Origin of the sequence: Gemmata obscuriglobus, assembly GCF_008065095.1 — a bacterium.
Lineage (GTDB): Bacteria > Planctomycetota > Planctomycetia > Gemmatales > Gemmataceae > Gemmata > Gemmata obscuriglobus.
In genome coordinates, this window is sequence record NZ_CP042911.1 from 6661713 (window position 1) to 6687919 (window position 26207).

Sequence of the window (26207 nt, forward strand, 5' to 3'; positions counted from 1 at the left end):
GAGTGAGGCGGGAACGTCATTGTCCGCCAAGCTGCGCGCGGGTTCAAGCGAAACCGCCCCCGTCGAGGGGCGTCTTCAGTGCGGCACACCAGTCGTTTCAGGTTCCAAATTGGTCACCGGCTCGACAAACGCCCACAGGCCATTCGTGTGAGTTCTCACATGGAACTTGGAACCTGGAACTCGAAACGACTGGGTGCGCGGCTCCGGATCGGGACTCAACGGCGGGTGGAATCGCATGGCGTCCGAACGCGAGGCACCGTCGGCGGTCGATTACGTGGTGATCGCGCTGAGCCCGGCGCTGGTCATGCTCATGGTCGGCAGCCTGGTGTTCTTCCTCGTGGAAGTGCTGTACGCCGGGCAGTACTCGGGCCGGCTGCTGTACACGATGTTCTTCTTCGTGTTCGGCGCGGTCCTCGTCGCCCGCATCTCCATCCAGTACGACGCCGCCCGCGCGTCGCTGTACGGTGCCGGGCTCGCGATCGCGACGTATCTGGCGCTCTTGGCCTACGTCGAGTACCCCGCGGGGTGGCTGCGGGCGTGGGGCTGGCTCGTGAACCTCGGGCTGCTCGTGCTGATCTGGTGGAGCGCGCACAAGCTCACCCGGGACTGCACCCACCTGGACGAGAAGGACAGTTCGAGCGGGCGCGGGCTGCTCTCGGCCGCTGGGCTGGACGCCGACGAACCCGCGCCGGCGGCGGACGGGGCGCACGGGCCTCCCGAACCGGCCAAGCCCGTTCGCGCCCGCAAAAAGAAGGGCAAAAAGAAAAAGGCACACGGCTCGAAGCTGTGGGACTGGATCGAGCGGTACAAGGCGCACCGCGAAACCGAGCGCAAGAAGGGGCACACACCCGGCGTGTGGGTGCTGTACTTCGCCCTGGCCGCGCTGCCGCTGTTCGCCCTGGGGCAGTCGCTCGTCGGCCCCGACGACGCGGCCCGGCGCCGGGCCACGTTCCTTCAAATGACGGTCTACATCGGGAGCGCGCTCGGGCTGCTCGTCACGACCAGCCTGCTCGGGGTGCGGCGTTACCTGCGCCAGCGCAAGGCCACGGTGCCGGTCCCGATGACCGTGAGCTGGCTCGTGTTCGGCGGCGTCCTGATCGCGGCGTTCCTCGTGCTCGGCGCGTTCCTCCCGCGCCCGCACTCGGAGGTGCCGTGGTTCGGGATCGAGCGTGCCGGCAAGGCGCAGCGGAACGCGTCCCGGAACGCGCAACTCGGCGATGCGTCCGGCGAAGGCGACGGACGCGGCGGCAACAAGACCAAGGCCGGAAACGGCTCCGCGAGCGGGAAGGGCGGACAGCCCGGGGGCGGAACAAAAGGTGAAAAGGGGAGCGGCGGAAAGGGCTCGGACGGCAAAGGCGGGAGCGGGAAGAAAGGTGATCAGTCCGGCGGGGACCAGAAGGGCAACGGTAAAGGACAGGGGGGCGAGAACGAGGGCCGTAAGGACGACGAGAACGACCAGCCGGGCGGTGACCCCGACCGCGAAGGCGAGGACGCGAAAAGCGACGGCGGGCGCAAGAGCGGCTCGCCGTCCGATTCGCGGATGGGCGAGACGTTGGCGAAGATTGCGGGCGTGGTGAAGTGGATCGTGTTTGCGGTCGTCGCCATTCTGATCGTGTTCGGACTGTTTTTCGGGGTGCTGAAGTACCTCGCTCCGTTCACGGAATGGGCTCGGCGCTGGCTAGAAGGAATCCGCTCGTGGTGGCAAAGTTTGTTCGGGGCACGCGCCCGCCGCGAGGGCGGGGCCGCGGTCGGCGAAGCGAAACCGCTCGGACCGCAGCGCCCGCCGCCGTTCAGTGCGTACTCGAACCCGTTCGCCGACGGCACGTCCGAGGAACGCGACGCCGCCGAACTGATCGCGTACACGTTCGAAGCGTTCGACGCCTGGGCCTGGGATCACGGCGCCGGCCGCGACCCGGCGGAAACGCCGCTGGAGTTCGCCCGGCGTGTCGGAGAAGCCTTTCCCGATCACGCGGAGGCGTTTGCCAAGCTGTCGAACCTGTACACGCGCACGGCCTACTCGGAGCTTCCCATTCCCGAGAACGCACTGGCGGTACTGGAAGACGTGTGGGAACGTCTGGTACACGGGGCCGGAGTGGAAGTTTGAACCGAGACCCGCGGGGCGGTCGCGGCTCGTCCTTGTAGCGGCTACCAGATTTTCCGGTTCGTTGGTTGCGCGCCACCCGCCTGCGTCAGCGGGCGGGTGTAACTCGGTGTGTTCCGATCTGGCGGTTGATCTCGTCACGGCCACCAGCTTGAAACGACTGAATGTCAACCCGCGTCGCCGGGGGGTTGTTGCTTCGCCTTCTGTATCTCCTCCCGCAGCAGCGCTTCAAGTTCGTCGGCGCGCTCGATGTTGCGCACCCGGAGGTCGTTCACCTCCCAACGGTCGTCGGGCTTCTCGTACAGTTGCGGCTCGCGTGGCGGGTCGCCCTCCGGCACGAGCGTCGGCACGATCAGCGACCATTCACCCGTGCGAAGGGCGATTTCGGCCGCCCCTCCCAGTTCGAGCTGTGTGATTGCGGACGCGCGCAGCGACTCCGACAGCCCTCGCGCCGGCGGTAGCAAGCTGTGACCGGGTGTACCGGCCGGCGGTGTGAGACCGAAAAGTTCGAGCAGCGTCGGGAACAGGTCCGGCGGCTGCGTGAACCCGCTCACGCGCCGTCCGGCCTGTTCGGCGTTCGGCAGGCGGAGCAACAGCGGCAGGTGAACCAGTTCCTCGTGCAGCCAGGGGCGGTACAACCCGACCTGACCGTGTTCGCCGAGCGGGTGCCCGAAATCGGACGTGATGAGCCACGCCGCGGACCGATCCAGCTCCTCCTCGCGCAGGATCTCGAACACGGCCCCGAGTTCCGCGTCGAGTTTCGTGACCACCGCGGCGAAGGTCTTGTGCAGCCAGTCCCAGAGGTCGAGGTCGGCGCGATCGAACGGCCCGGTCGGCGGGTCGGCGAACGGCTCGACGGGCTCTTCGGGTTCCTCCGTCTCCGGAAGGGCCGGGGTTGGCTCCTCGGGTTCGTGGGCCTCTTCAGCCCCTTCAGACTCGTCCGCCTCGTCGGATTCGAGTTCCTCGACTTCGTCCGTCTCTTCCGCCTCGTCCGATTCGGGCTCGTCGCCATCAGCCGTTTGAGACTTCGGTCCGGGTTCCTCTTCGATGTCCTCCAGGTACGCCTCGAACACGTCCTGCTGAACGTCCCACGGGGGGAGCAGGCGGTCCGTTTCGATCCAGAGCAAGAACTCGGGAACGTTGCGCAGGCGCTCCAGGAGTGCCGGCAGCGAACGGATCAGTTCTTCGAGCGGGGAATCGTCGTCCGGCTTGGGGCGGGCGTCGAACACTTCCTGCCAGCCGGCGTAGAACCAGTCGGGGGCATCGGTGTCGGGGTGGTTCGCGCGCACGAGAACGGTTCGCGGGGACGAACCGCTCTCCCCGGCTCTTTCACCGAGAACGAGAAGAGGGGTTTCGGTCGCCGGTCCGCGTGTTTGCTCGCTTTCGGTGGGGGAAAAGTGCTTTCCCGTCCACGCCCGGCGTGCGGCGTCCGGGTCGGGGCGATCGCTGATGTGCCGGTCGAACGTGACGCCCTCCGCGGCGAACCGGTCCAGGTGCGGAGTGCCGACCCAGTCGTTGCCGTAGGCCCCCAGCCACCCGGCCGGGAGCCCGTTGAGCGCGAAAACGATCACTCGCATTCGAAGATTCCCAGATACGCAGGTCGGAACAGAACGGTGGCCGCCCGGCCGGCGGCGCCGGGCGCTTCCACTTCCGACTTGAGGCCGAGCAGGGGCGGAAAGGTTCACCGGACTATTCGCTCCGGCCCGCCAGGATAAGCTAGCAGGGTGTCACCGGGGTGGGAGGTTTCCGCGTGCTGGGTCCGATCTTTTCGCGCGAAGTGGTCACGGTGCCGCGGCGGTCCGGGCACTACCCCCAGCGGGCGGCCCTGGTCGGGCTGCTGTGCATCCTGGGCGTCACCACCTGGCAGGCCACCATCGGGTTCGCCCGCGACGCCACGCTCGGCGAGACGGCGAACTTCGGGCTGCTCCTGTTCCAGATCGTTGCGTTCGTCCAACTGTTCCTCACGCTGTTCTTCGCCACCCTGTCGGCCGCCGGCGCGGTCTCGCAGGAGAAGGACCGCCGGACGTTCGTGCTCCTGCTCCTCACGGACCTGCGGGACTACGAAATCGTGCTCGGGAAGTTGCTCGGCGCGCTGCTGCCCATTCTGATTCTGCTCTTTGTGAGCGTGCCGGTCCTCGCGCTCTTGCTGCTGCTCGGCGGGATCGATCCCGAGCAGGTGCTCCAGGCGGTGCTGGTGCTGTTCGCGTCGGCGATCGCGGCCGGGTCGCTCGGCGGGCTGGTGGCGCTGTGGCGCGACAAAACGTACCAGGCGCTCGCGCTGTCGGTCCTCTTCCTGGTTCTGTACGTGTGCGTTTCGCAGGGCGTCGGCACGGTCGGCCCGATGCTCGTTGCGGACTGGGACTGGCCGACGATACAAGCCTGGATCGACCCGTTCGTCGCGATGCTCAGCGTCCTCGAACCGCCGACGACCGGCGCGGGGCTCGCGCCCGCCTACGGGTTCGTGCTGGTGACGCTCGCGTTCTGTGCCGCCCTCAACGGCATCGGCATCTGGGGGCTGCGGAAGTGGAACCCGAGCGGCGAGCCGATCATGCAGCGCGAAAGCTCGAGCGCCGCGGAAGACCCGGAGTCGAACGAGGCCGTTGAGGCCGAGAAGCGCGCCCGGGCGCACGCCGCGCCCGGCGACGCGCGCCAGGTGTGGGCCAACCCGGTCCTGTGGCGCGAGATCCGCACCCTGGCTTACGGGCGCCGGCCGCTGCTGGTGAAGTTCGCGTTCGGGATCGTGCTGGCGCTGATCCTGTACTTCGCGGTGAACGAGCTGAACCGGCCCGGCGGGCGGCCCGCGTTCGCCGCCGCCTACGGGCTGGTGCCGGTGGCCGTGCTGAGCTTGCTCCTCGTCGCGGCGCAGGCGGTGACCTCCATCACCTCCGAGCGCGACGGCGCCGCGCTCGACGTGCTCCTCGTGACCGACGTGTCCCCCAAGGAGTTCGTGTTCGGGAAGCTGCTGGGGGTGCTGTACAACACCAAAGAGTACATCGTCCCGCCGCTGCTCCTCGCGGGCTTCTACGCGGTCCGCGGCGCGCTGGCGCGAACGCCGGCCGGGACACCGCCCGGCGACGTGCTGGCGGCCAACTTCGGCCCGCTGGTGGCGGTGGCGGGCGCGCTGATCGTGCTGTTCGGGTTCGCGACCGCCCTCGGGCTGCACGTCTCGCTGCGCATCACCCAAAGCCGGCTCGCGATCGGGCACACGCTCGGAACGGTGTTCTTCCTGTCCACCGGAACGCTGATCAGCATTTACCTGATCGTTATCAACGGCGGCAGCTTCGGGAACCAGTGGTTCAGCTTCCTCGCCTTCCTGGTGCTGGGCATCGGGGGGCTGCTGTACGTGCTCAGCGCCGACCGCCCGTCCCCGGCGCTGACGCTCGCGAGCGTCGTGTGCCCGCTGGCGATGTTCTACTGCGTGGTCAACGTGCTCATCGGCGGCCGCCCCGGTGCGGAAGAATCGGCGGACCCGCTGGTGCCGTTCCTGGCGCTGGGAGCCGCGTTCGGGTTCGCCGTGTACGCGATGCTGTTCCCCCTGGTCACCGAGTTCGACGTGGCGCTGGGCCGCACCGCCCAGCCCAACGAGAGCTGACTCAACAGAAACAGAATGGCCGCAAAGAAGCACAAAAAGCACAAAAAAGAGAAGCAGCCCCGATCAAGCAGAAACCAAGGTTCGACCGGACCACGGAACTAACGGGTGTCGCTCGATTCGGCTACGCGTCCGCTGTTCTTTTTTGAGCTTTTGTGCTTCTTTGCGGCCATTCTGTCTTTGCCTTTCGAGGTCGAAGCGCCATGAAAATGTTCGCACCGGTGTTGGTGGTGCTCGCGCTGGGCTCGTCGGGCTGGGCCGACGAACCCAAGACGTTCCCGGCCGCGACGCACAAGGGGGGCGAACTCCGGTACGTTGACAAAGTGCCGGTACTGGTTCTGAAGGGCAAACCTACCGAGATGGGCGAGCAGTTCGGCAAGCTCGCGATCGCCAACGCACCGGACCTCACCAAGCTCCACGAGCAGTTCCTCGCCGACTCCGGCCAGACGGCCACGTACCGGTTCATTGAGGCCATGTCGCGGCGGCTCAAGCCGAACTTCCCTCCGCACGTTGCGACGGAGCTTGAGGCCGCGGCGAAAGCCTCCGGGCGCCCGGAAGGGTTGCTCCTGTTCGCCAACACGATCGCGGACCTCACCAGCGGCCTCGGGTGCTCGACGATCATTGTGGAGAAGGAGCGGAGCACAACCGGCGCGCCGCTGTTCGCCCGGAACTTCGACTGGATTCCCACGAAGGGCATCACCGAGCACACGCTGGTGGCGGTCTACAAGGGCGAGGGCAAGCGGGCGTTCGCGGCGATCACGGTGACGCCGATCGCGGGCGTCATCAGCGGGATGAACGACGCCGGGCTGTGCGTCACCATCAACGAGATCCACCTGCGCCGCAGCAAGGACAACGCGAAGTTCAACTGGAGCGGCACCCCGCTGCTGCTCAACTTCCGCCGCGTGCTGGAAGAGTGCTCGACTGTCGCGGAAGCCGAAAAGCTGCTCCGCGGCTCGAAGCGAACCAGCTCCTGCTGCCTGACGATTTGCGACAAGAACGGCGGCGCGGTGTTCGAGTTGACCCCGGACAACCTCGAAGTGCGCAAGAACGAGAACGGGGTGTGCTGCTGCACGAACCACTTCCGCACCGACAAGCTCAGCGTGACGACCAAATGCGACCGTTACGACAAGCTCTCTCTGCTCCAACAAAAGGACGCGCCAAAACTCGGCGTGAAGGACGCATTCGAGCAGCTCCAAAAGGTGGACCAGGGTAAAGGCACGCTCCAGAGCATGGTGTTCGAGCCGTCGGAGCGTGTGATACACCTGGCCTACGGCCCCGGGTCGGCGAGTAAGCTTCCGCCGGTCAAGCTGGATCTGGGCAAGCTGTTCGATGAAAAGTAACGGTAAGCTCCACCGGAACCGGAGAGCGCGTGCGGGGCAACCAATCCCCGGCCCACCTCAAGGTTCGTGGGGTTTGCGCCGGGTGCCTTTACGCCAGGCGGTTGCGCAGGAGGCTTTTCACACGTTCACCCCCTTCCCTTCAGGGAAGGGGGCGGGGGTTAGGTCGCCCCGCACGCGCCCTCGATCCGCTTCGGTCTCTTCGGACAGAAGTTGGAGGGTCGGTCACTTCCGAGCGTAAGGTGGGCCATGCCGAACGGTACACTTCAGGACCTGCTCACGGCGTTCGACCCGGAACGGCCGCTGGAGCGGGCCGGCACCATTCCGAACACGTGGTACACGGCGCCCGAGATTTACGCGCTGGAGCGTGACGCGGTGTTCGCCCGCACCTGGCAGATGGTCGGGCGGGCCGATCAAGTCGCGAACCCGGGTCAGTACCTGACGGCCGACATCGCCGGCGAACCCGTTCTCGTGGTGCGCAACGAGAGCGGTGATTTGAAGGCGTTCTTCAACGTCTGCCGGCACCGGGCCGCACGTTTGTGTACCGACGAATGCGGCACCGTCACGAAGCTCCGGTGCCGCTACCACGGGTGGACCTACGACCTCAGCGGGGCGCTTCGGGGGGTACCCGAGTTCGACGGCGTTCAGGACTTCCGCCGCGAGGACAACGGCCTGCCGCCGGTCGCGGTGGCGGTGTGGGGGCCGTTCGTGTGGGTACACCTCACCCCGCCGCGCGAACCCGTCGACGCGTACCTGGGTCCGTTGGTCTCGTGGGCGGCGGGAGCGGCTCTGGGCGACCTCAAGTGGCACGCCCGCAGGAGCTACGACCTTCGGTGCAACTGGAAGGTGTACGTCGATAACTACCTGGACGGCGGGTATCACGTGAACACCGTCCACCCGGCCCTCGCGGGGACGCTCGATTACACGAATTACCGCACCACCTGCGACGGGAACGCGGTACTACAAAGCAGCCCGACCAAGCCGGCGGAAGGCGACGCGGGGCAGACCCGCACCGGCGACGCGGCGTACTGGTGGCTGTACCCGAACTTCATGCTCAACGCCTACGCCGGAGTGATGGATACGAACCTGGTGCTGCCGCTGGGGCCGGACCGGTGCCGGGTGGTTTTCGACTTTTATTTCGCCGATTCGCTCGATCATGACTTCAGGCGCAAAAGTGTTGAAGTCGCCGAGCAGGTGCAGCAAGAAGACATCGGGGTGTGCGAAGAGGTGCAGCGGAACCTGCATAGCCGCAGCTTCTCGACCGGCCGGTTCAGCGTGAAGCGCGAGAACGGCGGGCACCACTTCCACGCAAAGCTGGGGCGCGTGCTCCGGGGGTTCGCAGGTTAGCGCTCGGCCCGCCGGGTCGTGGCGGTTCTCAAGTGACGGAGCATTTTTCGTGAACGACGAGTCGGGGGCGCAATTTAGGTCCGGGCTGATGTTCGGGCTGGTGGCGTACCTGTGGTGGGGGCTGGTGCCCCTGTACTTCGCCGCGCTGGCCGCCTTCGGCGTGCCCGCGTGGGAGATCCTGGCCCACCGCATCGCGTGGTCGCTTCCCATCATGGCCCTGCTCACGCTCGCCCTGGCGGGCTGGAAAGACGTGGTCCGCGTCCTGCGGTCCCGGGCGCTCGTTTCAACGCTCCTGCTCTCGGCGTGCCTGCTCGCGCTCAACTGGCTCATCTACATCTACGCCACCGTCACCAACCGCGTCGTCGAGGCGAGCCTCGGTTACTACATGATGCCGCTGGTGAACGCGGCCCTCGCGCCCATCTTCCTGAAAGAAAAGCTGCGGCCGGCGCAGTTCCCGGCGCTGGTGCTGGTGGCGCTCGGTGTCGCCATTCCGTTCGCCTGGAACGGCAACTTCACCTGGATCGCCGTGGCCCTGCCGATCACCTTTGGCGCGTACGGCCTCGTGCGCAAGAAGGTGGCGGTCGAGAGCATGACCGGGCTGACGGTGGAAACGATTCTCATGCTCCCGCCGTCGCTCGGGTTCCTCCTGTACCTGTCGGCCACGGGACAGAACCACATGACCCCGACCGACTGGCGGCTCAACGCGCTGATCGCCTTCAGCGGCATCGTCACCGTTGTCCCGCTCCTCACCTACACGCTGTCGCTGCGCCGGTTGCCGCTGCTGGCGGTGAGCTTCATTCAGTTCCTGTCGCCCACCGTGCAGATGGTGATCGCGGTGATCTGGCTGGGCGAAACGCTCGGGCCGGAGCGCGTCGCGGCGTTCGTGTGTGTGTGGTCGGCGGTGCTGATCTTCATCGGCGACGCGCTCTGGCAGGCGCGTCAGAAGCGCCGCGCCCGGCGCGGCGCCTCCGACCTCGTCGGGCCACTCACACCACGATTCGGTGGACTTCCGTCTGCAGTTCCCCACCGGTGACGTGGACCTGCCCCTGGGCGTCGATGTACACGTCAACCTCGCTCCGGACGCCGAAGTCGGGCAAATAAATGCCCGGCTCGATGCTGAAGCACGTGCGGGGGATGATGCGCCGGTCCTCGCGGGTTTCGAGCCCGTCGATGTGGGCGCCGTTCCCGTGGACCTCCTGCCCAATGTTGTGACCGGTGCGGTGCGTGTAGTTCGCGCCGTACCCGGCCTTCTCGATCACGTCGCGGGTCGCGTTGTCGATCTCCCAGCCCAGTAACGGCGTCCCGGCGGCAAACGCGTCCTTCGCCTTTTGAATGCCCGCATCCCGCGCCGCCGCGACCACCGCGAACACCTTCGCGTACTGCTCGGGTACGGTGTCCCCCACGTACACAACACGGGTGTAGTCCGCGTACACCGCCCGCGGGCGGTTCATCTTCGCCCACAGGTCGATCAGCACGAACGAACCCTTCTGGATGGGCGCGTCGGTGGCCGCCGCGGTGTCGAAGTGCGGGTCGCCGCTGTGCGGCCCCACGCCCACGATCGGCGGGCTGTAGGTCGTCATCCCGTTGTCGGCGAAGTGCTTCATGATCCGGGCCTGAACGGCCGTTTCCATCACCTTGCCGTGCGCGCGGATCTCGTCGGCGATGAACGCGAACGCAACGTCGTAGGCCGCGCGGCACAGCTTCGCCGCCTCGAAGTGCGATTTCTCCTGGTCCGCGTCCCACACCGCCTCGAACTGCTGGATCAGGTCGCCGGACGCGAGCACGTCAGCGCCGAACGAGCGCACGAGTTCGACGGTGCCGGCGTCGACACGGCTGATGTACGGGTTCGCGTTCCGCGGGCTGTACTCCATCGCCACCTTCTTCGCCCCGCCTACGAGCGCGCCGACGCCGGCTTCAAGTTCCTGCCACCGGCGGTAAATCGTTTTGTCGGCGCCGGGCAGGTGATCGAGCGCCGCGGGCTCGATCGCGTGAACCAGCTTCTTCGGTTCGCCGGTGGCGGGAACGAAATAGAACCACCGCCGCGAGAGCTTCTTCTCCGCGACACCGGCGACTCGCTGGGCGAGCACGTTGAGCCCGCGGAAATCGTACAGCAGCCAGCCATCGAACCCGGCTTCGCGGATCGCGGCCTGGACCGCAGACAAATCGAACATGATTAACGTCCTCACGCAACGGCCGAGGGCTCGCGCCCCCGGCGACGGGGTGGCACCTTCCGGACTGAGAGAGTGGGGGGTTGTCTTAGCCTCGAACGGGGCCGCTGTCTTCTCATCAGGTGGCGAGGTGTGATCCGACTGCAAATCGCGCACACCGATTGACCGCGAGAACGTGGCGGCATTCGGATAAGATGTGGCCGATCGCGACGGTGCCACTGCGCCACCGTCCCACCGTTCAGGAACGCCCGCCGTGACTCTTCCCACCGATACTTTCGCAGCAATCGCACAGTCCGCCGACCGTCGACAGACGTTCCGGCTCCTTGACCGGCTAATGGCACCCGAGCTGTCGAACGACGAGCGGCCCGACGTGGTCAACGCGCTTGTGGCGGTTTCTGATCCGCGGGCCGTTCCGATCCTGGAACGAATACTCACGGACCGCGCCCGCACAGCCACGGTGCGCGAGGCCGCGGGCTACGTCCTGCGGAACATGGAGTATCTCGACGTCGACTGGTCGGAAGACACCTTGAGGGGCTGGTGGAACTCTCCCGATGCCGTCCTTCACCGGCACGCGCTGCGATCGATGGGCGCGGCCGCTTGCCCGGACATCGTGCGTGCCGTTGCCCGGGACCCGGCCCACCCACTGCGAGCAACTGCCCTCGACCGAATGATCTTCTTCTTCGACGCCCCGGCCGACGTGGACATGAAAATCGAGGCTCTGGCCGCCTCGGCCCCGGAGGTGCGTGCGACCGCGGCGAAAATCCTGTTCTGGGACGAACCGGTCGCGGCCGAAACGGCACTGGTGACCGCGGCTGCGGACCCGGTCGAGCGTGTCGCCGTTGAAGCGCTCCTCACGTTGCAGTATTACCCCTCACGACATGTGATCCGCAGTCTACACGGCCGGCTCGACCACCCCACCGAGCCGATCCGTCACGCCGCCCGTGAGAGCTGGGACGAGATCCGACTCGGTTGTCTGCGGTACGTCTGCGACGACGGCCCGCGCGTGTCTGCCCGGGTCCGGCGTTGGCTCGCACCCGTCTGGGATCTCCTGTCATACACGGACGAAGAATTGGCCCCGCTCGCCTCGGAACCCTTCGCAGCGCAACTCGCGCGCGAAACTCAGCCACCAATTCCGTCCGATCTGGTCCGATTGCTCGCCGACCCGGACACGTCCCCAAAAATGTTGGAGGAAGTGCTCTGGGGAAAGGCATGGGCGATGTACCCGCCCAACGCCCGGCGCCAGGTGCGCCCGGTGATGCTGAACCATACCGATCCGCTGGTGCGCCAAAGGAGCATAGAGCCGCTCCGCGCGTGGGGCGACACGGACGGGTTACTGGCGCTGGCCGGCGACCCAGATTTTGGTGTGCGCAAATCAGCGATGTACGAACTCAGCCGGTTACCACCGGACCCACATATCGCAGCGCTCGCATGGGATCACCTGCACCAACCGCAGACGGTCGGTACCCACGCGACTGAAACACTCGCCACGTTCGTCGCTCATGCGGATCGGAACGAAGCGGTGCAGCGGTTACAGTCGATCGCCGCGGACCGAAACCGGCCGGAGAAACTGCGGGTGGCGGCGGTGGATCACCTCACGACGCTCCAAGCAACGGACGAAATCCGCCCGTTAACCAAGCTGTTGGCCGAACCACCGGCGGTAACGTGGGCGCTGCACATCGCAGCTCTCGGGGCGGCCACCGATCTCGCGCTGTCGGTGTCGTGCTCCCATCTGGACGACGTGGACAACCTGCACCTCCAAGTCGCGCTGGCGACGGCATACGGAGTGCCCGGTTGACACCTGTTCCCGCCTGCGGGAAACTGACATCAGGTTCGCCCCGACCTTATACCGTTCAACCGGAGTCGCTGATGTCTCGTCTGCTCGCCTGCTTGACCCTCGCGGTCGACGCCGGGCCACTGTCGGCGTGCCTCAACGATGTCGAGTTGCCCGCCCACGAGCGCGAGTTCCGGTCCCAGTACCGGAGTTCCAACCCGCCACCCGTCACACCTTCATCTGAGCCCGCGGACCGCCCCAGCACCAGCTTCGTGTTCGGAACTGGGGCCGCTTTGCTTGTGGCTGCGTGCGTCCTCGTGCTGACCAACCCCCGAACGCGGAGCTGATCCGTGGTCAGTCATTTGCGCCGAAGCCTTTGGACCGGAGGTGCGGCGGTCCTCGGGCTGTTCGCCGGTTGCGTGGGCGGAATGGCCTCACACGCGGGTCCGTATTACAAGCCCCCTGCGTCTCTGGCCGAACGCGCCCCGCTGCCACACCACGTTCCCCCCTTCGCCGGCGGGGCGGCGCTGCGGTTCGCAATGGTCCACGGTGTCATTCACGAGCGGTTCCCGCGACACGGTCGGGAGCACTACCGCTCGCGCGACTGGCACACCCGCCAGCGTCTCGCTGCACTGACCCCGGACGACCCGGCCACGTTCCCACTCGCCGACGACCTCGCGGTCGGGTTGGAACGACTCGGGCGACCGGACGAAGCGGTCGCGGTCGCACGCGACAAGCTCACCCGCCAGCAAGCCAGGGGACTCTCCGGACGCGACCTGTACACGTCATACGCCAACCTCGGCACGTTCCTGATCCACGCCAGCTTCGCGGATGCGGTGGCCGGTGTCCCGGCCGCACGACAACAGTTTTGCGAGGGGGTGGGATTGATCCGCAAATCGGTCGAGGTCAACCCGGAAGCCCACTTCGGGCGCGAGCGGTGGCAGATGGCGGTTGCCGAATTTCTTCTCGCCGCGATGTACGACCGCGAACTGCTGCGCACGTTCGACTGCCTCGGAAACCGGCTCGACCTCAGCATTGAGGAGTGTCTGAACCGGGAGGCGAACTGGACGCAAACCGGTTACGGGCGGGCGGTCGACGCGCAGTTCAGTCAGGGGAAGGCGGTGTACGGGATGCAGAGCTTCTTCGAGCCGGGTGTCGATCACGCCGATCCCGCCCGGTGGACCGAGTTGAGACGCATTCGCGAACACATTACGAAAGTCGGCGCAGAGAACGGATGGGATACGGTGCCGGTACCCTCACACCGCAAGCCCGTGCCCTTCGACGAACCGGTGCTCGGGATCATCGGGATGTGGCGACAGGGCGGCGGAGCCAACCCGCACTTCGCGCTCGCTCTCGGCGAAGTCATGCTGCGGGTGGGTCAGCGACACATTGCCTGGGCGGCTTATGAACGGGCGTCTCGACTGGCCGACCGTTACTGGCCCGATCCGTCCCTCCGGGGGTTCCTTCTCACCCACTGCCGGAAGCGACAGACCGATATCGAGCAGACGCTCATTCACATCCCACCTGCAAGCGCCACCCACCCGGCGTGGCAGAACGTTACCCCGCCGATACCGGCCGCCGAGGTAGCCCAACTGCGGACACGGTTCGAGGCGGAACTCGCGCACGGACAGGGCTACCAGCGGGCGTACCAGGAGTACGAGAACAAGCGGATCGCGAAAGGGGCATCGATCTTCGACGAGCACCTCTTCGACGAATTCCATGCGGGTCGTGAGCCGATCGCCTCTGCGGTTGGCCCAGAGGAGCAATTCGTGTGGGTGTCGCAGGGTAAGAGGCAGACGTATGTATTGAGCTGGGGATTGGCGGGGGGAACGTTTGGCGCCGGGTTGGCGGCCGTAGTGGTTGCCGGCCTCCTCCGCTGGCGTTCGGGCCGCAAACGTGTGGATTTCGGACCTACGAGCGGTTGATGAAATCCTGGCACTCACCGCATTGACCGTTATGCGAGTGTGTCATCGTTTAAGATTATGGGCTAGACAGCAAGAACTCGGAACGGCTTCAAATCACGCTCTGTTGAGCCACAGGCGAGCCGTCGGAAGTGGCGGGAAGTGTAGAAGTGTAAGCGGCAAAAAGCCGCGACCCCGGTGCATTTCTGCGCCGGGGTCGCGGGTATATCGTTGGCAAGTGGGTGCGTGTGTTCTGTGTGAGGCGGGGTGATATGTGGTCGGTGGTGCTCGAGCCACACGACCTGTGTGTCAGTATCCTTAGAAAGGAGGTGATCCAACCGCAGGTTCCCCTACGGTTACCTTGTTACGACTTAGTCCCAATCAAGAAGTCCGTCTTCGACACCGGTGAAGGTGGCTTCGGACGTCCCTCTCTTTCGTGGCTTGACGGGCGGTGTGTACAAGGCTCAGGAACACATTCACCGCGGTGTTGCTGACCCGCGATTACTAGCGATTCCGGCTTCACGCAGGCGAGTTGCAGCCTGCGATCTGAACTGGGGTGTAATTTCTGTGATTGGCTCCTCTTCGCAGAGTCGCTTCACTCTGTGTACACCATTGTAGCACGTGTGCAGCCCTGGACATAAAGGCCATGAGGACTTGACGTCATCCCCGCCTTCCTCCGGTTTGACACCGGCAGTCCCTCTAGAGTGCCCTTGTGGGTCGCAACTAAAGGTAAGGGTTTCGCTCGTTATGGGACTTAACCCGACATCTCACGACACGAGCTGACGACAGCCATGCAGCACCTGTGCTCGGTCCCCCCATTGCTGGGGTCCGTTCCCGTTTCCGGGTCCTACTGCCGAGCGCTTTCGCACATGTCAAGTCCAGGATAAGGTTCTTCGCGTAGCCTCGAATTAAGCCACATGCTCCACCGCTTGTGTGAGCCCCCGTCAATTTCTTTGAGTTTCAGCCTTGCGACCATACTCCCCAGGCGGGGTACTTAGCATTTTAACTTCGACAGTAAACCCATATCTGGTCTACTATCTAGTACCCATCGTTTAGGGCTAGGACTACCGGGGTATCTAATCCCGTTTGCTCCCCTAGCTTTCGCGCCTCAGCGTCAGAAGAGGTCCAGCACGTCGCTTTCGCCACCGGAGTTCCTGTAGATATCAACGCATTTCACCGCTCCACCTACAGTTCCACATGCCCCTACCTCCCTCCAGGCCGTCAGTATCTGAGGCCGTTCCGCGGTTGAGCCGCGGCATTTCACCCCAGACTTGATAGCCCGCCTACGCGCCCTTTAAGCCCAGTGATTCCGAACAACGTTCGCTCGGTTCGTCTTACCGCGGCTGCTGGCACGAACTTAGCCCGAGCTTATTTTTGGGATAGATCACACCTCTCGGCTTTTCTCCCCCACTAAAGCGCTTTACAACCCGAAGGCCTTCATCGCGCACGCGGCATCGCTCGGTCAGGGTTGCCCCCATTGCCGAAGATCCTCGACTGCAGCCACCCGTAGGTGTCTCGCCAGTGTCTCAGTGCGAGTGGCGCGGGTCGTGCTCTCACACCCGCTAGACATCTTCGCCTTGGTGGGCCGTTACCCCACCAACTAGCTAATATCACATGGGCCCCTCCGGGGGCGATGAATCTTTGCTCTCACGAGGTCATCCGGTATTACCCACCATCTCTGATGGCTATCCCGAACCCCCGGGTAGGTACCCATGCCTTACTGCCCCTTACGCCGGTTCCCCCTTGCGGGATTCCCCCGACTTGCATGCCTAATCCATGCCGCCAACGTTCGTTCTGAGCCAGAATCAAACCCTTCAAGTTAATTTTCGCACTGCCAGTCACCCGGCAGCGACTTGGTCGAGTTCAATCCGGCCGTTGTTCGGTGTCGACTTCAGTCTTGGACCGCATCACACCGCACGCACCCCACCTCGCGGCGGAGCTCGTTCGTTGTGATCCGATCCGAGATGGAGTTAACACCTACTCAACGGCGTTAACCCACCTCAAACAGATCTCACGCACCCACTTGTCAAAGATCAGCACTCGGCTCAACCGTTTGACCGGTCGAGCAAGCCACTCCTCATCAGAGTGTATTGGCGATCGGCCCTCTCGTCCAGAGGCGTCGATCGATTGTACAGTAGCCGGCGATACCTACTCTCGCGCTGGACGCACTACCATCGGCCTCAAACGTTTCACGGCCGTGTTCGGAATGGGAACGGGTGTTTCCGTTTGGGTATGGTCACCGGCATGGTTCGTGTCGGGTTACCCCGACGGTGTATCGGTACAACGTGGTGAAGCGTCAAGTCGCATGTGTTCGAGACACGGGCGGTGGAGTGGGGAGTGCGGCCAAGCGGTCGGCTGTTAGTACCGGTTAGCTGAGCGTGTTGCCACGCGTACACGTCCGGCCTATCGACCTCGTGGTCTACGAGGAGCCTTCGCTCGCGCGGGATACCTGATCTAGGGGGAAGTTTCACGCTTATATGCCTTCAGCGTTTATCCCGTCCACACGTGACTACCCAGCGGTGCGGCTAGCGCCACAACTGGAACATCAGCGGTGTGTCCCTCCCAGTCCTCTCGTACTAGGGAGAAAGCCCCGCAAGTATCCTCCGCCCACAGCAGATAGGGACCGACCTGTCTCACGACGGTCTAAACCCAGCTCACGTACCACTTTCATCGGCGAACAGCCGAACCCTTGGGAGCTTCTCCACCCCCAGGATGTGATGAGCCGACATCGAGGTGCCAAACCTCCTCGCCGCTATGAACGCTCAGAGGAGATAAGCCTGTTATCCCCGGAGTACCTTTTATCTGTTGAGCGATGGCCCTTCCATCCGGGACCACCGGATCACTAAGGCCGACTTTCGTCCCTGCTCGCCCCATCGGGCTCGCAGTCAAGCACCCTTATACCTTTACGCTCGATGCCCGATTGCCAACCGGGCTGAGGGTACCGTTGCACTCCTCCGTTACCGTTTAGGAGGAGATCGCCCCAATCAAACTGCCCACTTAGCACGGTCCCTGTCGTTCCACACGACGGGTTAGAATTCAAACACAGCAAGGGTGGTGTTTCATCGTTGGCTCCCGGCGCACCGAGATGCGCCGCTCATAGCCTCCCACCTACGCTACGCATGCTGGGTCTAAACCCAATACCAAGCTGCAGTTAAGGTTCACGGGGTCTTTCCGTCTAGCTGCGGGTATGTCGCATCTTCACGACAACTACAATTTCACCGAGTCGCTCGTGGAGACAGTGTTCCGGTCGTTACGCCATTCATGCAGGTCGGAACTTACCCGACAAGGAACTTCGCTACCTTAGGACCGTCATAGTTACGGCCGCCGTTTACTGGAGCTTCGGTTGCGAGCTTCGCCTTGCGGCTAACCCTCTCCCTTAACTTACCAGCACCGGGCAGGCGTCAGTCTGTATACCGCGGCTTACGCCTTCGCACAGACCTGTGTTTTTAGTAAACAGTCGCCAGAACCTTTTCACTGCGGCCCACTCGCGTGGGCAACCCTTTTCCCGAAGTTACGGGTTTAACTTGCAGAGTTCCTTCACGAGCGTTCTCTCGAGCGCCTTAGAATACTCATCTCGCCTACCTGTGTCGGTTTTAGTACGGTTTCTCGCGCGGTTTTCTCGGCCGGCCCTCAGCAGATATCGGGATCATAAGCGCCCTGAGGCAATCTAATTAGCCTACACTGCTTCGGACCGGCGTCCCGTGTTACGCGAGGAGCGCAGGAGTATTAACCTGCTCCCCATCGGCTACGCCTTTCGGCCTCGCCTTAGGCACCGGCTAACCCTGGGCGGATTTACCTTCCCCAGGAACCCTTAGGCTTACGGCGAACGGGATTCTCACCCGTTTTATCGTCTACTCATTCCGGCATAATCACTTGGGTGCGCTCCACGGATCGTTGCCCGTACCGCTTCGCCGCACACCCAACGCTCTCCTACCGTGCATCGCTGCACCCGCCGCTTCGGTGTCGTGCTTGAGTCCCGTTCATTATCGACGCAGGGCTCCTCGACCAGTCCGCTATTACGCGTTGTTTAAATGGTGGCTGCTTCTAAGCCAACATCCTGGCTGTCTCCGGAGCCCAACTTCCTTTCGCACTGAGCACGACTCTGGGACCTTAGCGGGCGATCTGGGCTGTTCCCCTCTCGACGATGAAGATTATCCCCCACCGTCTAGCTGCCCGGACTTGAACCGCGGTATTCGGAGTTTGGCTGCGACGGGTAGCCGGGTAGGCCCCCGTTCGCAATCAGTCGCTCTACCCCCACGGCCAACTATCCGAACGCTAACCCTAAAGTTATTTCGGAGAGAACGAGCTATCTCCACGTTTGATTAGACTTTCACTCCCCCACACAGCTCATCCCATCGGTTTTCAACCCAAATGAGTTCGGTCCTCCATGGGGTTGTACCCCCACTTCATCCTGGCCATGCGTAGGTCACGTGGTTTCGCGTCTACCGCACCCAACTTGACGCCCGTTTAAGACTCGCTTTCGCTTCGGCTCCGGACCAAAGGCCCTTAACCTCGCTGGTTACGGTAAGTCGCCGGATCATTATGCAAAAGGCACACCGTCACCCTGCTGACGCATAGGGCTCCGATCGCTTGTAGGCATGTGGTTTCAGGTTCAGTGTCCTCCCCTTGTCGGGGTTCTTCCCATCGTTCGCTCGCGCTACTCTACGCTATCGGTCACCAGGGAGTATTTAGCCTTGCGGGATGGACCCCGCCGCTTCGGACTCACTTTCACGTGTTGAGTCCTACTCAGGATACCACTCGGCCACTCGTCCAGTCGCTTACGGGACTTTCACCCCCTGCGGCGCGTCATTCCAGACGCTTCAGCTTGGACTCATGGATCCTAAACGTGGTCCTACAACCCCGGGGTGTTACCCCCGGTTTGGGCTGCTCCGCGTTCGCTCGCCGCTACTGACGGAATCGAGGTTTCTTTCTCCTCCTACAGGTACTGAGATGTTTCAGTTCCCTGCGTTCGCTCGGGTATTCCGGGATCAAAGTTCGTTTGACAACTCCCCCGGACTTTTCGCAGTCTTCCACGCCCTTTCGCCTCCTGGTGCCAAGACATCCCCCACACGCCCTTACTAGCTTGGCCGCACTGCCCAGACCACCGCACCCGCCGGCAAGCGGGTACCGTTCGTCGAGCATCACCACTAGTGTCACCCGTGGCACCGATATGTGCCACGGGTGACGATTATCTCAACCACTTCTAAGGCTCGTGTCTCGTCTTGTCACTGATCGCCGCCACCCGCAACCCGCCGGACCCGACCCCGCACCCGAAGGAGCGACGCCACACCCAGACGACCCGCAAGCGGCACCGACGAAGATGCAACTTAACTTGCTTCACCACGTTGTCAAAGACCGTCTCGGCAGGAGGTCACACCACCTGCCACTGGCCGTCTTACCGGCTTGTTGAGCCCCGTCCGCCGCTCTCGCGAGCCGCTTCCGGAACCCTAGTGATTCGGCCGCCCTGTCGAGCGATCCGAACCAACTTTTCGCGTCGCAACTCGTTACCCGCGTTGCGTTTGCGTCACTCCGATCATCTTAGCTCGCGAGCCCCATCCGTCAACCCGTCCCATCACTTTTCTTTCCGACTCGCGAACCAGTCTCGAACATCAAATAACTAACACGTGCGGGCATGTCTGCCCGTCACTTTCGCGGCACGATGCGTCCGCAATCGTGGGGAAGATTGAGGTATAGGGCCCCGGCAGCCGTTCGCCAAGCCCCATCTCGGAACCGGACCGGCATCACGCCGACATCCCGGCCCTGGTAGCCGACCGTTTCCGTTGGAAACGTGCTTTTGGGACCTCAAACAGGTCGCAGGAGCGGACCACCAGCAGGCCCGAGAAGCGCCTCGAACGTGCAGTGTTTCTATCCGTGCAAGTGGAACGCGACTCAGACCGAAGCATGGACCTGGAACCAGGAGGCAAAGGACTTGGTTGCCTATCGAGCATCGACCCACGAGGACAATGCCATCCGCTGCCCGAGCCACGCGGACAAGAACCGGGCCTGGCGGCGGGAGCTACCAGTCGAGGAAATCCAGGCCATTGCGGACCAGCATCACAACCAGGCACGGATTCGCAGCCTCGCACAGCGGTGCCTCGATCTCGCTGCGTGACAGGCATAGGTTCACAGAAAACACAGGCCACAGGCGAGCCGTCGGAAGTGGCGGGAAGTGTAGAAGTGTAAGCGGCAAAAAGCCGCGACCCCGGTGCATTTCTGCGCCGGGGTCGCGGGTATATCGTTGGCAAGTGGGTGCGTGTGTTCTGTGTGAGGCGGGGTGATATGTGGTCGGTGGTGCTCGAGCCACACGACCTGTGTGTCAGTATCCTTAGAAAGGAGGTGATCCAACCGCAGGTTCCCCTACGGTTACCTTGTTACGACTTAGTCCCAATCAAGAAGTCCGTCTTCGACACCGGTGAAGGTGGCTTCGGACGTCCCTCTCTTTCGTGGCTTGACGGGCGGTGTGTACAAGGCTCAGGAACACATTCACCGCGGTGTTGCTGACCCGCGATTACTAGCGATTCCGGCTTCACGCAGGCGAGTTGCAGCCTGCGATCTGAACTGGGGTGTAATTTCTGTGATTGGCTCCTCTTCGCAGAGTCGCTTCACTCTGTGTACACCATTGTAGCACGTGTGCAGCCCTGGACATAAAGGCCATGAGGACTTGACGTCATCCCCGCCTTCCTCCGGTTTGACACCGGCAGTCCCTCTAGAGTGCCCTTGTGGGTCGCAACTAAAGGTAAGGGTTTCGCTCGTTATGGGACTTAACCCGACATCTCACGACACGAGCTGACGACAGCCATGCAGCACCTGTGCTCGGTCCCCCCATTGCTGGGGTCCGTTCCCGTTTCCGGGTCCTACTGCCGAGCGCTTTCGCACATGTCAAGTCCAGGATAAGGTTCTTCGCGTAGCCTCGAATTAAGCCACATGCTCCACCGCTTGTGTGAGCCCCCGTCAATTTCTTTGAGTTTCAGCCTTGCGACCATACTCCCCAGGCGGGGTACTTAGCATTTTAACTTCGACAGTAAACCCATATCTGGTCTACTATCTAGTACCCATCGTTTAGGGCTAGGACTACCGGGGTATCTAATCCCGTTTGCTCCCCTAGCTTTCGCGCCTCAGCGTCAGAAGAGGTCCAGCACGTCGCTTTCGCCACCGGAGTTCCTGTAGATATCAACGCATTTCACCGCTCCACCTACAGTTCCACATGCCCCTACCTCCCTCCAGGCCGTCAGTATCTGAGGCCGTTCCGCGGTTGAGCCGCGGCATTTCACCCCAGACTTGATAGCCCGCCTACGCGCCCTTTAAGCCCAGTGATTCCGAACAACGTTCGCTCGGTTCGTCTTACCGCGGCTGCTGGCACGAACTTAGCCCGAGCTTATTTTTGGGATAGATCACACCTCTCGGCTTTTCTCCCCCACTAAAGCGCTTTACAACCCGAAGGCCTTCATCGCGCACGCGGCATCGCTCGGTCAGGGTTGCCCCCATTGCCGAAGATCCTCGACTGCAGCCACCCGTAGGTGTCTCGCCAGTGTCTCAGTGCGAGTGGCGCGGGTCGTGCTCTCACACCCGCTAGACATCTTCGCCTTGGTGGGCCGTTACCCCACCAACTAGCTAATATCACATGGGCCCCTCCGGGGGCGATGAATCTTTGCTCTCACGAGGTCATCCGGTATTACCCACCATCTCTGATGGCTATCCCGAACCCCCGGGTAGGTACCCATGCCTTACTGCCCCTTACGCCGGTTCCCCCTTGCGGGATTCCCCCGACTTGCATGCCTAATCCATGCCGCCAACGTTCGTTCTGAGCCAGAATCAAACCCTTCAAGTTAATTTTCGCACTGCCAGTCACCCGGCAGCGACTTGGTCGAGTTCAATCCGGCCGTTGTTCGGTGTCGACTTCAGTCTTGGACCGCACCACACCGCACGCACCCCACCTCGCGGTGAAGCCCGTTCGTTGTGATTCGATCCGAGATGGAGTTAACACCCACTCAACGGCGTTAACCCACCTCAAACAGATCTCACGCACCCACTTGTCAAAGATCGAAACTAATCGGCGAGACTCAATTCAGCCGTCAGGCCTCGTCTTGTCTTCGCGTCTCATTCACCACCGCGGTGCAGTGGTAACGGAATGATAAGAGCCAGGGTGGGGGGTGTCAACGCGCTGGGCAAAAAAAATGGGAACGTGATCCAGAACCCTTGGCAGACAAGGGTTTAGCGTGTTCAGAAGTCGTGCCCTATCCGCCCCACTTCCGGCAGCGATGCGTGATTTGCCACGCCACCGGCCATTCCATCGGGCTCACTAGATGGAAGTGAGCCCAGACGTTACAACGATCTTGTCCCCGCCACATGCGCGGGTCAAGCATAAAGGGCGCCCCTTCGCGGACATTTCATCATGGCCACTCCACACGCACTGATCCTTCGGGCACCCGGGACCAACTGCGATCACGAGGTCCAGACCGCATTCGAGATGGTCGGCGCGCCCTCCACTCGTTTGCATCTGAACGCCCTCCGCGAGAACCCGAAGGCCCTTCGCGACCACCAGATTCTCGTGCTGCCCGGCGGGTTCTCTTACGGCGACGATGTCGGCGCCGGGAAGATTCAAGCTCTGTACCTTCAGCACTTCCTCAGCGACGCGATGCGGGAGTTCCGCGATCAGGAGAAGCTCATTCTCGGTATCTGTAACGGCTTCCAGGTGATGCTGAAGGCCGGGCTGCTGATGCCGGTGGACGAGGAAGAAGGTCCGATTGCGACGCTTACGAATAATGACTCCGGACACTACGAGGATCGCTGGATTCACCTCCGGGCCACACCGGGGAAGTGCCCCTTCCTGAAGGGCGTGGAACAGATTCACCTACCCGTCGGCCACGGTGAAGGGCGGTTTATGTGTCGGAAAGAATGGATTGCGAAAGGGTTAGAGCAATCCGGTCAGGTGGTATTGCGGTACGTTGACCAACACGGAATCCGCGGCGGCTACCCCATCAACCCGAACGGTGCCCAGGACGACATCGCCGGGATTTGTGACACCACCGGGCGAGCTTTGGGGCTAATGCCGCACCCCGACCGGCACCTTTTCCCGACCCAGCACCCGCAGTGGACGCGTCGCGGGCTGAAGTCCGAAGGTGATGGCCTCGCCATCTTCCGTAACGCGGTTGAGTTTTTCAAAGACTGAGCCAAGCACGGTCGCGACGCATCGCCCCCCTTCCGACAAGCGGCACCGGCGGTAGTAAAGCCGACTGGCTGCCGCCCACCCTGATTAGCCGTCAGTCGCTCGGCTCCTGATTCTCAGCCGCACCTTCAGACGTGCGGTTGAGACGACCTCGGATCCGCTCGAACTGCGTGTACAGCCGGTCCGCCAAATCCTGGATGTGCGTCCTTCCCTTCGCCGGTCCGTTTTCGAGCTTGGCGAGTAAGGCCGGCGGAATCGCCCCTGCTCCCGCAAACGCGCCGACGAGCGAGCCGGCCATCGCCGCAACGGTTGTGAGTAAGGCGACGGCGAGCAGTGGCGCGACGGCCCAGATCATGGCAGGTCTCGGCGGATCAGCACGGGTTCTCGCTCGGATCGCGATAGAAATGAGAATACTGCTCTCAAAAACGATTGCAGCGAGCCATTGCGACCGCAAATGCAGAAAGCCCGCCGAACGGCGGGCTGAACGGCTACCGCGGTGACGCGGGCGTTTACTTCGCGGCGGGCTTGCTCGCGGCGGCCCGCTGCCGCTTAACCAAACGCGACTTCAGACGCGCGGCCTTGTTCTTGTGAATGTACCCTTTGGCGGCCATGCGATCGAGCATGATCTGGGTGTTCTTCACCTCAGTCACGACTTTTGCGGCGTCGGTGCCGGCGAGCGCAGTGGTGACTTCCTTGCGCTGGGTCTTGATCTTCTTCGCGGCGAGCCGGTTCTGGCGGCGGCGCTTTTCGGCTTTGCGGAGGCGTTTCCACGCGCTAGCTGTGTGCGGCATTAAAACCCAACCCTTGGTGAATGGTTAAGCCCCGCGCCGTTGCCGGCGCGGGGCGATTCTCGGTTACAGAGCCACGGCGCCGACCTTGAAGCGGACGAACCGGACCGGTTCCAGACCGGCCTTCTTCAGCGCGGCGCCCACGCTGGTGTTCGGGTACTTGCCGGAGTTGGCCATCGGCTGCTCGCTGAGGACGATTTCCGACAGCCGGGTGCGGAGCTTACCTTCCGCGATCTTTTCCAGGATGTTGGCGGGCTTGCCCGCGTTTTTCGGGTCGGCGTCCATGTCGGCCTTGACCAACCCCTTTTCCTTCTCGACCACGTCCGCGGGGACGTCGCTCGTGACGGCGTAGGGCGGGTTGAGCGCCGCGATGTGGGCGGCCACGTCGCGGAGCAGTTCGTCGTTGGCGGTCTCGCCCTTGCACTCGATGACGACGCCGACGCTGCCGTCGTGGTGGACGTACCCGCCGTACACGCCGCCGTCGAGCTTCTGGAAGCGGTGCAACACCATCTTCTCGCGGATCACGCCGACCACCGCCTCGATCCGCGTCTGCACGGTCCCGCCGCCGAGCGGTTCGACCAGCAGCGACGCCACGTCGGCGGTTTTGGTCGCCGCGGCCGCCTTCGCGAGGTCGGCGGTCAGCGCGACGAACTGGTCGCTCTTGGCCGACGGGGCGCTCTCGCACCGCATCTCGACGATCGCGGCGACCTTTGCGGCGTTGTCCGCGAACACGCCGATCCGGCCCTCGGCCGTTTCGTTGCCTTCCCGCTTGGCGGTCATCTTCGAGTTCTGCTTTTGCAGCCACTCGATGGCCTTCTCCATGTCGCCGGTGCTCTCGTCGAGCGCCTGCTTGCACAGACCCATCGGCTGGTCGGTACGGTCGCGGAGTTGTTTCACCATCTGCGGGGTCACGGCCGCCATCGCTAATCTCCGAAGTTCCAAAGTCAGTGTTCCAAGTTCCAAGTTATCCACAAACCCAGCTAGTGTCCGCTGCCCAAACAGCGAGGCGGACGCAACCGGGGGGAACAACTCGGAACTCGGAACGGTTGAATCAGACCGCGCCGGCGGGGGCGGGGTTCGTGTCGGTCGGGGGCTGTTGGGGTTGCTGCCGGGGCGGCTGCGGGGCGCGCTTCGGCAAACCCTGCTGCTCCGGCGGCAGCGCCGCGCGGCCCTCAAGGCAGGCGTCGGCCAGCTTCGCGAGAACCACCTCGATCGAGCGGATGCTGTCGTCGTTGCCCGGGATCGGCAGGTCGACGGGGTCCGGGTCCGAGTCGGTGTCGATCAGCGCGATGGTGGTGACCCCCATGCGCTTCGCTTCCTTCACCGCGATGTGTTCCTTGTTGGGGCCGACGATGACCAGCGCGTCGGGCGGCTTGATCATGTCGCGGATGCCCATCAGGTTGCGGCGGATCTTGAGCAGCTCGCGGCTCAAGGTCGAGATCATCTTCTTGGAGTGCGTCAGGATGTCGGCCGTGTCCGGCGCGAGCGCGGGGTCGAGCTTGCCCGCTTCCGTCATCATGGAGGCGATGTGCGAGTTCAGGTCGACGCGGTTCGGGTTCTCCCCTTGCGGGAGCCACATCGCTTCGAGTTCCTGGAGCCGCTTGAGGCGGTTGCGGATGGTCCGGTAGTTCGTGAGGGTGCCGCCCAGCCAGCGCTCGCTGACGAAAGGCATGCCGCAGCGCTGCGCCTCCCGCTCAACGATCTCCTTCGCCTGCCGCTTGGTGCCGACGAACATCACCAGCCCGCCCTTGCCTACCACCTGAGAGAGGTAGCGGTAGGCGCGGAGCAGCCCGCGCACGGTTTCGCGCAGGTCGATGATGTGAATCAGGTTGCGCTTGCCATAGATGTAGGGGCGCATCTTCGGGTTCCACCGGCTGGCCCGGTGACCGTAATGGACGCCCGCTTCGAGCAGCACTTTCACGTCTACGAGAGCCACGGGAACTCCTTCGAGGACTTCGCACCGATCACGCGAGTGTTCAGCATGACGAGCACATCCCCCAAGCCGAGGAAAGATTCGCCCCCAACACGGTTTCTGGGGC

Annotated in this window: 15 protein-coding genes and 4 rRNA genes; 9 read left to right on the plus strand and 10 right to left on the minus strand. The window is 63.5% G+C overall.

The genetic code is table 11. The annotated features are described in order from the left end of the window. The first annotated feature begins 235 nt into the window (after window positions 1–235). Window positions 236–2104, plus strand: a complete 1869-nt coding sequence (locus GobsT_RS27780) for a DUF4129 domain-containing protein (protein ID WP_109570827.1) — start codon at window positions 236–238, stop codon at window positions 2102–2104. A 164-nt stretch (window positions 2105–2268) separates the two neighbouring features. Here the strand turns inward: GobsT_RS27780 and GobsT_RS27785 are convergent, their stop codons facing one another. After that, window positions 2269–3678 carry a sulfatase-like hydrolase/transferase gene (locus tag GobsT_RS27785; RefSeq protein ID WP_010046178.1) on the minus strand — a complete coding sequence of 470 codons (1410 nt, stop codon included), beginning with the start codon at window positions 3676–3678 and terminating at the stop codon, window positions 2269–2271. A 173-nt stretch (window positions 3679–3851) separates the two neighbouring features. Here GobsT_RS27785 and GobsT_RS27790 point away from each other — a divergent pair, with 173 nt between their 5' ends. From GobsT_RS27790 to rarD, 4 genes are all read left to right on the plus strand, one after another. Continuing rightward, on the plus strand, window positions 3852–5693 hold the full coding sequence (locus GobsT_RS27790) for an ABC transporter permease (protein ID WP_010046180.1): 1842 nt from the start codon (window positions 3852–3854) through the stop codon (window positions 5691–5693). Window positions 5694–5893: 200 nt separating this feature from the next. Further along, window positions 5894–7030 (plus strand): C45 family autoproteolytic acyltransferase/hydrolase, encoded by a 1137-nt coding sequence (locus GobsT_RS27795; protein WP_010046183.1) that lies wholly within the window; start codon window positions 5894–5896, stop codon window positions 7028–7030. Between the two features lie 246 nt (window positions 7031–7276). Then, complete coding sequence (locus GobsT_RS27800) at window positions 7277–8374, plus strand: aromatic ring-hydroxylating oxygenase subunit alpha (RefSeq protein ID WP_010046187.1); 1098 nt, start codon at window positions 7277–7279, stop codon at window positions 8372–8374. A 49-nt stretch (window positions 8375–8423) separates the two neighbouring features. Beyond that, the gene (gene rarD, locus GobsT_RS27805; protein WP_010046190.1) at window positions 8424–9407 is read left to right on the plus strand and encodes an EamA family transporter RarD; all 984 of its coding nucleotides are present in this window, start codon (window positions 8424–8426) and stop codon (window positions 9405–9407) included. Here rarD and GobsT_RS27810 read toward each other — a convergent pair. Then, window positions 9361–10545 (minus strand): M24 family metallopeptidase, encoded by a 1185-nt coding sequence (locus tag GobsT_RS27810; RefSeq protein ID WP_010046193.1) that lies wholly within the window; start codon window positions 10543–10545, stop codon window positions 9361–9363. The genes rarD and GobsT_RS27810 overlap by 47 nt on opposite strands. A gap of 331 nt (window positions 10546–10876) precedes the next feature. On the opposite strand from GobsT_RS27810, the gene GobsT_RS27815 reads away from it, so the two are divergent. The 3 genes from GobsT_RS27815 to GobsT_RS27825 all read left to right on the plus strand — a co-directional run bounded on the left by GobsT_RS27815 (window position 10877) and on the right by GobsT_RS27825 (window position 14238). Then, complete coding sequence (locus GobsT_RS27815) at window positions 10877–12337, plus strand: hypothetical protein (protein ID WP_109570826.1); 1461 nt, start codon at window positions 10877–10879, stop codon at window positions 12335–12337. Window positions 12338–12408: 71 nt separating this feature from the next. Next, window positions 12409–12660: a hypothetical protein gene (locus tag GobsT_RS27820; RefSeq protein ID WP_109570825.1), complete on the plus strand. Its 252-nt coding sequence runs from the start codon at window positions 12409–12411 to the stop codon at window positions 12658–12660. An 81-nt stretch (window positions 12661–12741) separates the two neighbouring features. Further along, window positions 12742–14238, plus strand: coding sequence for a hypothetical protein (locus tag GobsT_RS27825; protein ID WP_148087895.1), 1497 nt, complete (start codon window positions 12742–12744; stop codon window positions 14236–14238). A gap of 298 nt (window positions 14239–14536) precedes the next feature. On the opposite strand, the gene GobsT_RS27830 is transcribed toward GobsT_RS27825, so the two are convergent. The 4 genes from GobsT_RS27830 to GobsT_RS27845 all read right to left on the minus strand — a co-directional run bounded on the left by GobsT_RS27830 (window position 14537) and on the right by GobsT_RS27845 (window position 22042). Next, a 16S ribosomal RNA gene (locus tag GobsT_RS27830) occupies window positions 14537–16035 on the minus strand. Window positions 16036–16350: 315 nt separating this feature from the next. Continuing rightward, window positions 16351–16458: ribosomal RNA gene (rrf, locus tag GobsT_RS27835) — 5S ribosomal RNA — on the minus strand. 95 nt (window positions 16459–16553) lie between these two features. After that, a 23S ribosomal RNA gene (locus tag GobsT_RS27840) occupies window positions 16554–19303 on the minus strand. 1240 nt (window positions 19304–20543) lie between these two features. Next, window positions 20544–22042 (minus strand): 16S ribosomal RNA (locus GobsT_RS27845). Together the 16S, 23S and 5S rRNA genes form the textbook arrangement of a ribosomal RNA operon. A gap of 564 nt (window positions 22043–22606) precedes the next feature. On the opposite strand from GobsT_RS27845, the gene purQ reads away from it, so the two are divergent. Further along, window positions 22607–23383, plus strand: a complete 777-nt coding sequence (purQ, locus tag GobsT_RS27850) for a phosphoribosylformylglycinamidine synthase I (protein ID WP_010051077.1) — start codon at window positions 22607–22609, stop codon at window positions 23381–23383. 91 nt (window positions 23384–23474) lie between these two features. On the opposite strand, the gene GobsT_RS27855 is transcribed toward purQ, so the two are convergent. From GobsT_RS27855 to rpsB, 4 genes are all read right to left on the minus strand, one after another. Continuing rightward, window positions 23475–23735, minus strand: coding sequence for an ADP-ribosylglycohydrolase family protein (locus GobsT_RS27855; RefSeq protein WP_010051075.1), 261 nt, complete (start codon window positions 23733–23735; stop codon window positions 23475–23477). A 154-nt stretch (window positions 23736–23889) separates the two neighbouring features. Further along, the gene (rpsT, locus tag GobsT_RS27860; protein WP_010051072.1) at window positions 23890–24171 is read right to left on the minus strand and encodes a 30S ribosomal protein S20; all 282 of its coding nucleotides are present in this window, start codon (window positions 24169–24171) and stop codon (window positions 23890–23892) included. 63 nt (window positions 24172–24234) lie between these two features. After that, window positions 24235–25089, minus strand: a complete 855-nt coding sequence (tsf, locus tag GobsT_RS27865) for a translation elongation factor Ts (RefSeq protein ID WP_010051069.1) — start codon at window positions 25087–25089, stop codon at window positions 24235–24237. 130 nt (window positions 25090–25219) lie between these two features. Then, the gene (gene rpsB / locus GobsT_RS27870) at window positions 25220–26104 is read right to left on the minus strand and encodes a 30S ribosomal protein S2 (protein ID WP_148087896.1); all 885 of its coding nucleotides are present in this window, start codon (window positions 26102–26104) and stop codon (window positions 25220–25222) included. Between the last annotated feature and the right edge of the window lie 103 nt (window positions 26105–26207).

Bases quoted from the DNA above. Each gene is read 5' to 3' on its own strand.
- GobsT_RS27780 (WP_109570827.1), top strand. From the start codon at position 236: ATGGCGTCCGAACGCGAGGCACCGTCGGCGGTCGATTACGTGGTGATC.
- GobsT_RS27785 (WP_010046178.1), bottom strand. From the start codon at position 3,678: ATGCGAGTGATCGTTTTCGCGCTCAACGGGCTCCCGGCCGGGTGGCTG.
- GobsT_RS27795 (WP_010046183.1), top strand. From the start codon at position 5,894: ATGAAAATGTTCGCACCGGTGTTGGTGGTGCTCGCGCTGGGCTCGTCG.
- GobsT_RS27800 (WP_010046187.1), top strand. From the start codon at position 7,277: ATGCCGAACGGTACACTTCAGGACCTGCTCACGGCGTTCGACCCGGAA.
- GobsT_RS27810 (WP_010046193.1), bottom strand. From the start codon at position 10,545: ATGTTCGATTTGTCTGCGGTCCAGGCCGCGATCCGCGAAGCCGGGTTC.
- GobsT_RS27815 (WP_109570826.1), top strand. From the start codon at position 10,877: ATGGCACCCGAGCTGTCGAACGACGAGCGGCCCGACGTGGTCAACGCG.
- GobsT_RS27820 (WP_109570825.1), top strand. From the start codon at position 12,409: ATGTCTCGTCTGCTCGCCTGCTTGACCCTCGCGGTCGACGCCGGGCCA.
- GobsT_RS27825 (WP_148087895.1), top strand. From the start codon at position 12,742: ATGGCCTCACACGCGGGTCCGTATTACAAGCCCCCTGCGTCTCTGGCC.
- purQ (WP_010051077.1), top strand. From the start codon at position 22,607: ATGGCCACTCCACACGCACTGATCCTTCGGGCACCCGGGACCAACTGC.
- GobsT_RS27855 (WP_010051075.1), bottom strand. From the start codon at position 23,735: ATGATCTGGGCCGTCGCGCCACTGCTCGCCGTCGCCTTACTCACAACC.
- rpsT (WP_010051072.1), bottom strand. From the start codon at position 24,171: ATGCCGCACACAGCTAGCGCGTGGAAACGCCTCCGCAAAGCCGAAAAG.
- tsf (WP_010051069.1), bottom strand. From the start codon at position 25,089: ATGGCGGCCGTGACCCCGCAGATGGTGAAACAACTCCGCGACCGTACC.